Origin of the sequence: Mesorhizobium sp., from assembly GCF_004962925.1 — a bacterium.
Taxonomy (GTDB): domain Bacteria; phylum Pseudomonadota; class Alphaproteobacteria; order Rhizobiales; family Rhizobiaceae; genus Mesorhizobium.
The window spans coordinates 1-6,738 of sequence record NZ_SUEO01000189.1 but is presented as its reverse complement, the minus strand read 5'-3'; the positions used below and the strand labels follow the sequence as shown (position 1 = coordinate 6,738).

Below are 6,738 nucleotides of genomic sequence, written 5' to 3'. Positions count from 1 at the left end.
CCGGACACAGGCAGTTGACGCGGATGTTCTTGGGCGCGAGCTCTACCGCCATCGACTTGGTTGCGGTGATCGCCCAACCCTTCGACGCATTGTACCAGGTAAGGCCGGGCCGCGGCCTGATGCCCGCCGTCGAGGCCGTGGTCAGGATGACGCCGCCGCCCTGCCGATCCATGATCGGCACGACCGCCAGAGCGGCGTGGTAGATCGCCTTCATGTTGACAGCCGTGATCAGGTCGAAGGTCGTCTCGTCGACCTCGAGCATGTCGCCGTTGCGATGGGTGTAGCCGGCATTGTTGACCATGACGTCGACGCGGCCGAAGGCACTCTTTGCGGCATCGACCATCTCGTCGAACTCGGAACGCGACGAGACGTCCGTCTGGGTCCAGATCGCCGCGCGGCCGATCTCGTTGGCGACGCGTTCGGCGCCCTTGGCGTTGAGGTCGGCGACAACGACGCTCGCGCCCTCCTCGGCAAAGCGCTTGGCCATGCCCTCGCCGAAACCTGACGCGGCACCGGTGATGATGGCAACTTTGTTTTCCAGGCGCATGGTTTTCTCGCTTATGATTGAAGACGATGGCTCGGCCAGCCGCCGGCGATGGCCACCGAAAGATCAATATACACTCTCAATTTCTCCTTTGGCTTTCAGCTCGATCCCGCTCTATGCTGCATCTGCGAAGGCCTCCCGGAACCACCTCGCCGACAAGCGTCCGGGTTGCGCCAGTGTCAAGGGCACACATCAGGACCAATCGGTAAAGCTCGATTGGCTTGGGGTGTGACGCCGTGGCACTGGAAAATCTAAATCGATTAGATTATATCAGCCGCGTCACAGCGACCGGTGTCAAAGCGGACAGACCATGACCAGCCAGATCATTCCCGTCGACCCTTTCGACTTCATCATTTTCGGCGGCACCGGCGATCTGTCGGAACGCAAGCTTTTGCCGTCGCTCTACCATCGCCAGCGCGACCATCAGTTTTCCGAACCGACGCGCATCATCGGCACGTCGCGCTCGAAAATGACCGACGAGGAATTTCGGGATTTCGCCAGGCAGGCGATTTCCGACCATGTGAGACCGGCCGATATCGACGCCGCGGAGCTGAAGACGTTCCTTGCGCGGCTTTCCTACGTCTCGGCCGATGCGACCACTGGCGCGGGCTTCGACAAATTGAAGACGGCGATCGGCGACAGCGAATGCATCCGCGCCTTCTATCTAGCAGTCGCGCCGGCGCTGTTCGGCGACATCTCGCACAAGCTGAAAGAGAACGGGCTGATCACGCCGAACTCGCGCATCGTGCTGGAGAAGCCGATCGGGCGTGATCTCGCCTCGGCGCGCGCGCTCAACGATCTGGTCGGCGATGATTTCCATGAAAGCCAGATCTTCCGCATCGACCACTATCTCGGCAAGGAGACGGTGCAGAATCTGATGGCGCTGCGCTTTGCCAATGCGCTCTACGAGCCGCTGTGGAATTCCGCCAATGTCGACCATGTCCAGATCACCGTCGCCGAGACGGTCGGCCTCGAGGACCGCGTCACCTATTACGACAAGGCCGGCGCGCTGCGCGACATGGTGCAGAACCACATGCTGCAGCTTCTCTGTCTCGTCGCCATGGAGGCGCCGTCGTCGATGGATGCCGATGCCGTACGCGACGAAAAGCTGAAAGTGTTGCGCGCGCTGAAGCGCATCAACGGCAACGAAGCGCCCAAACACACGGTGCGCGGCCAGTACCGTGCCGGGGCCTCGGCCGGCGGGCCGGTAAAAGGCTATGTCGAGGAGCTCGGCAAGAACAGCAATACCGAGACCTTCGTTGCGCTCAAGGCCGAAATCGGCAACTGGCGCTGGGCGGGCGTGCCGTTCTACCTCAGAACGGGCAAGCGGCTGGCGACCCGCGTCTCGGAGATCGTCATCGAATTCAAGCCGATCCCGCACTCGATCTTCGGCGACAGCGCCGGGCCGATCTCAGCCAACCAGCTGGTCATCAGGCTGCAACCCGACGAAGGCGTCAAGCAGTTCATCATGATCAAGGATCCGGGGCCGGGCGGCATGCGGCTACGCCAGATCCCGCTGGACATGAGCTTTGCGCAATCCTTCGACGGCCGCGCGCCCGATGCCTATGAGCGACTGATCATGGACGTCATCCGTGGCAACCAGACGCTGTTCATGCGCCGCGACGAGGTCGAGGCGGCGTGGAAATGGATCGACCCGATCCAGGATGCCTGGGAAAGCGGAAGGCAAGAGGCGCAGGGCTACACGGCCGGCACATGGGGTCCCTCGGCCTCGATTGCGCTGATCGAACGCGACGGGCGGACATGGCACGAGAGCAATTGAACAGCGCCGCCTACAGCTGGCACGCGTTTGCCGAACGCCAGGACCTGGCGGCAGCACTTGCCGGCCACGTAGCAGGCCGCCTGACCAATGCAATAGCTGAGCGCGGCACCGGGCTGCTCGCCGTTTCCGGCGGCACGACGCCGGCGAAATTTTTCGCATCGCTTTCGAATATCCCGATCGCCTGGAACAAGGTCACGGTGACGCTGGTCGACGAGCGTTGTGTACCGGCCTCGTCTCCGCGCTCCAACGCCGGGCTGGTCGCCGCTAATCTTTTGCAAAACGCGGCCGCAGCCGCACGTTTCGTGCCCCTCTACGAAGAGGCAGCAAGCATCAAGGATATGTCGGAGTCCGATAGCAGGATGTTGCGGTCGGTGCCCTGGCCGCTCGATGTGGTCGTGCTTGGCATGGGAACCGATGGCCATACCGCATCGTTTTTTCCGGACGCCGACAATCTGGCAAAACTGCTCGACCCGTCCTCGGAAAGGGTCGTGCTCCCGGTTCACGCGGCAAGCGCTGGCGAGCCGCGCCTGACGCTGTCGCTGGCGCAGATCGTCGAAGCTGGCTTCATCGCACTGCATATCGAGGGCGAGGACAAGCGCAAGGCATTCGAGAGCGCGATGGCATCGGGAACACAAAAGCCCATTCGCGCCGTGCTCGACGCTGCCCGGACACCCGTAGAGGTGTTCTGGGCACCCTGATTTTCAACTTGCCGTGGTTCCCGGCGGACGGCGGGAGGATGTTTTCCGGGACCGCGCCTGAAAGGACCGACCGACATGACCGCACGACGCGACATTGAAGCCATCACCGAGCGCATCCGCCAACGCTCCAGACCTGGCCGCGAAGCCTATCTCGGGCGCATCGCCGAGGCCTCGAACCGCACCGCCAACCGGGCCGTGCTTTCCTGCGGCAACCTCGCCCATGGCTTTGCCGTCTGCAGCCCTTCGGAGAAGGTGGCACTTGGCGGCGATCGAGTGCCGAACCTCGGCATCATCACTTCCTACAATGACATGTTGTCGGCGCATCAGCCTTTCGAGACATATCCGGCGCTGATCAAGGACGCGGCGCGCGAAGCCGGCGGCATTGCCCAGGTCGCCGGCGGTGTGCCGGCGATGTGCGACGGCGTCACGCAGGGCCAGCCCGGCATGGAGCTGTCGCTGTTCTCGCGCGACGTGATCGCTATGGCCGCAGCGATCGGCCTGTCGCACAACATGTTCGACGCGGCCGTCTATCTCGGCGTCTGCGACAAGATCGTGCCGGGGCTGGTAATCGCAGCCCTGACTTTCGGCCATCTGCCGGCGGTGTTCATCCCAGCCGGGCCGATGACGACGGGCCTGCCCAACGACGAGAAGGCCAAGGTCCGCCAGCTCTATGCCGAAGGTAAGGCAGGAAGGACCGAACTGCTCGAGGCCGAGTCCAAATCCTATCACGGACCAGGCACCTGCACCTTCTACGGCACGGCGAACTCCAACCAGATGTTGATGGAGATCATGGGCCTGCACACGCCAGGCGCCTCCTTCGTCAACCCCGGCACGCCGTTGCGCGACGCACTGACCCGAGAGGCGACGAAGCGGGCTCTGGCGATCACCGCGCTCGGCAACGCCTACACGCCGGTCGGCCGGATGATCGACGAGCGCTCGATCGTCAACGGCATTGTCGGCCTGCACGCCACCGGCGGATCGACCAATCACACCATCCATCTGATCGCCATGGCGGCCGCGGCCGGCATCGCCATTAACTGGCAGGATATTTCGGACCTGTCGGAAGCCGTGCCGCTGCTGGCACGGGTCTATCCGAACGGCCTTGCCGACGTGAACCATTTCCATGCGGCCGGCGGGCTCGGCTACCTGATCCGCGAACTGCTCGACGAAGGTATCCTGCACGAGGACGTCCAGACGGTGTGGGGCGATGGCTTGAGGCCCTATGCGGTCGAAGCCAAGCTCGGCGCCGATGGCGGCGTGGTGCGCGAAGCCTCGCCGCGCGAAAGCGGCGACGAGAAGGTGCTGGCGCCGTTCAAGAAAGCGTTCCAGCCGACGGGCGGATTGAAAATGCTCTCCGGCAATCTCGGCCACGCCGTCATCAAGACTTCCGCCGTGAAACCGGAGCGGCGCATCATCGAGGCGCCGGCAAAGGTTTTCGACAGCCAGCAAGGGCTCAACGAGGCGTTCAAGGCCGGCACATTGACTGGCGACTTCATCGCCGTCATCCGCTTCCAGGGGCCGAAAGCCAATGGCATGCCGGAGCTGCACAGGCTGACCACCGTGCTCGGCGTCCTGCAGGATCGCGGCCAGCATGTGGCGCTGGTGACTGACGGGCGCATGTCGGGCGCGAGCGGCAAGGTGCCGGCGGCGATCCATGTGACGCCGGAGGCGGTCGAGGACGGGCCGATCGCCAGGATCCATGACGGCGATATCATCAGGCTCGACGCCGACGCCGGAACGCTGGAAGTGCTGGTGCCGGCAGGCGATTTCGCGCTGCGCCGGGCGGCGGACAGCGATCTTATCGCCAATGAATTCGGCTTCGGCCGCGAGCTTTTCGCTGGGTTCCGGCAAATGGTCGGCCGTGCCGATCACGGCGCCAGCGCCTTCGGAAACGTGGCGGAACTCGCATTGCAGTGAAAAAAGGGCGGCGCAATGCTGTGGCTCGCGGGCCGCCCTTTTGCCGGCGCCGAATTACATCCCTACTGCACCGTCAGCTCGGTTCGCTCGCCGGCTTTGATCGTCACCGAGCTTTCCCTTGAGCTGTTGTCCAACTTCTCCGAGACGACCGCATAGTCGCCGGCCGGCAGCGCCGCCTGGTATTTCTCGTCATAGGCGTAACCGAGCGATTTGCGGTTGCCGTTGACGTCCTTCTTTGGATCGAAAATCTCGATCTTCGAGGCCCCTGGCGCGGTGATCGCCAGCACGCCGGCATTGATGGCGATCTTCAGATCCTGATTCTCACCGGCCTTGACGCTGAACGGCTGCTCGGCAACGGCAAGGCCGACCGTCGCCAGCAAGACGTAGTCATCGGGCGGCAGATCGAACTTGCTGTCGGGACCATAGGCATAAGTCACCTCTTCCCTCGTTCCGTCGATCTTCTTTTTTGCCTTGAACACCTTGAAGCCGATGCCCGAACCGTCGGCCTTGTCGCCGCCGGCGACATAGTAGGCGTTGGCGACGACGTGGCCGACGCCGACGATGACGTCCTTGTCGATGACCCTGCCGGCCGTGAGCGGGATGATTTCGGTAACCTCGCCCTGTCCGAGCGTGACCGTCACTTTCTGGTCGCCGGCCGGCAACACGACTTTCGTATCGCCATAGTAAGTCGGAGGCGTATCGACGCCCGGATAGGCGATCACGACAGCCGCGCCATCGGCCACGTCAGCTCCCTCACTTGGCCGCGGATGAATGATGAGCGTGCCGGCATTCAGCGTGAAGAGAGGCTTATAGACCTGGCCCGCCTCGACCTTGATCTTCTGTTCGATCCTGGCCTCGCCGTCGCGCGCGACAATTATGTAGTCGCCCGGTTCCAGACTGCCCTTGTAGGCGCCGTATTCGGTGGTGACGTAATCGCCGCGCGTGCCGTCGGAGCTCGCCTTGTAGATCTCCCAGGAATTGCCGTCGGTGACGGGATCGCCGCCCTCGGCTAGCACCACGGTCGGCATGAAATTGAACTCCGGCTTTTCCGGCTCTGGAGCTGGCTGCGGCGCAGGCGCTGGTTCGCGCGCCGGTGCAGGTGCGGCGGCGATGGTTTCGACCAGCGCGTTCTGTAGCGCTTGCTCGTCGGACGCCTGGATGTATTTGCCGCCGGTGTTGTCGGCGAGGCAAGCGACCTGCTTGCCCTCGTCCGCGGTCAGGCCGAAGCCGACAACGTCTACGGTGAAGTCGACGCCGGCAGCCTTCAGTTCCTTGCCGAGCGCACAGGGGTCGCCATTACAGGTCTCAAGCCCGTCGGTGATCAGAACCACCGTGGCCTTGTCCTCGGTGTATTTCAACGCTTCGGCCGCTTGCCTGACAGCTGAAGTCAACGGCGTCCTGCCAAGAAATTTCAGGCTGTCGGCGGCAGCGGAAACAGCACCTGCCGAGCCGGCCTGCGGCGGCACGATGAGCTCGATGTCCTCGCAACTCCCCTTCTCGCGATGGCCATAGGCCATGAAGCCGATTTCCTTGTCGGCGGGGACCGATTGCAGCACGGTTCGGAGCGATTCGCGGGCGATTTCGAGCTTGGGCTTGCCGTCGATCTGCGACCACATGGAGCCGGAGGCGTCGAGAACGATGACGACACGATCGGCGGCAAGGCCGAGCGTCGTCATCCACAACACGAGGATCGCCGCAGCGATGCTCCGCGCAAGTCCCGCCATGAAAATCTCCTGAGCCAGCCCCTCGGGTCTGCTGAGTATCGGCACACCCTGCTTCGCAAGGGAAAGCTATTTGAC

Annotated in this window: 5 protein-coding genes; 3 read left to right on the top strand and 2 right to left on the bottom strand. The window is 63.3% G+C overall.

Translation table 11 applies throughout. From position 1 onward, the window contains the following. On the bottom strand, positions 1-547 hold a 547-nt coding region (locus E5W87_RS27645; protein WP_292404839.1), incomplete at its 3' end, for a glucose 1-dehydrogenase. 307 nt (positions 548-854) lie between these two features. Here E5W87_RS27645 and zwf point away from each other — a divergent pair. From zwf to edd, 3 genes are all read left to right on the top strand, one after another. Further along, a complete protein-coding gene (gene zwf / locus E5W87_RS27640; protein WP_292404837.1) occupies positions 855-2,324 on the top strand; it encodes a glucose-6-phosphate dehydrogenase in 1,470 nt (489 codons plus the stop codon). After that, positions 2,306-3,022 carry a 6-phosphogluconolactonase gene (pgl, locus tag E5W87_RS27635; protein ID WP_292404834.1) on the top strand — a complete coding sequence of 239 codons (717 nt, stop codon included), beginning with the start codon at positions 2,306-2,308 and terminating at the stop codon, positions 3,020-3,022. The genes zwf and pgl overlap by 19 nt, the downstream gene beginning before the upstream one ends. A gap of 75 nt (positions 3,023-3,097) precedes the next feature. Further along, positions 3,098-4,939 carry a phosphogluconate dehydratase gene (gene edd / locus E5W87_RS27630; RefSeq protein ID WP_292404832.1) on the top strand — a complete coding sequence of 614 codons (1,842 nt, stop codon included), beginning with the start codon at positions 3,098-3,100 and terminating at the stop codon, positions 4,937-4,939. A gap of 62 nt (positions 4,940-5,001) precedes the next feature. Here edd and E5W87_RS27625 read toward each other — a convergent pair whose 3' ends face one another. Then, complete coding sequence (locus tag E5W87_RS27625) at positions 5,002-6,663, bottom strand: VWA domain-containing protein (protein ID WP_292404829.1); 1,662 nt, start codon at positions 6,661-6,663, stop codon at positions 5,002-5,004. Between the last annotated feature and the right edge of the window lie 75 nt (positions 6,664-6,738).

Excerpts from the sequence above, each read along its gene's own strand:
- pgl (WP_292404834.1), top strand. The coding sequence starts at position 2,306 with ATGGCACGAGAGCAATTGAACAGCGCCGCCTACAGCTGGCACGCGTTT.
- E5W87_RS27625 (WP_292404829.1), bottom strand. The coding sequence starts at position 6,663 with ATGGCGGGACTTGCGCGGAGCATCGCTGCGGCGATCCTCGTGTTGTGG.
- zwf (WP_292404837.1), top strand. The coding sequence starts at position 855 with ATGACCAGCCAGATCATTCCCGTCGACCCTTTCGACTTCATCATTTTC.
- edd (WP_292404832.1), top strand. The coding sequence starts at position 3,098 with ATGACCGCACGACGCGACATTGAAGCCATCACCGAGCGCATCCGCCAA.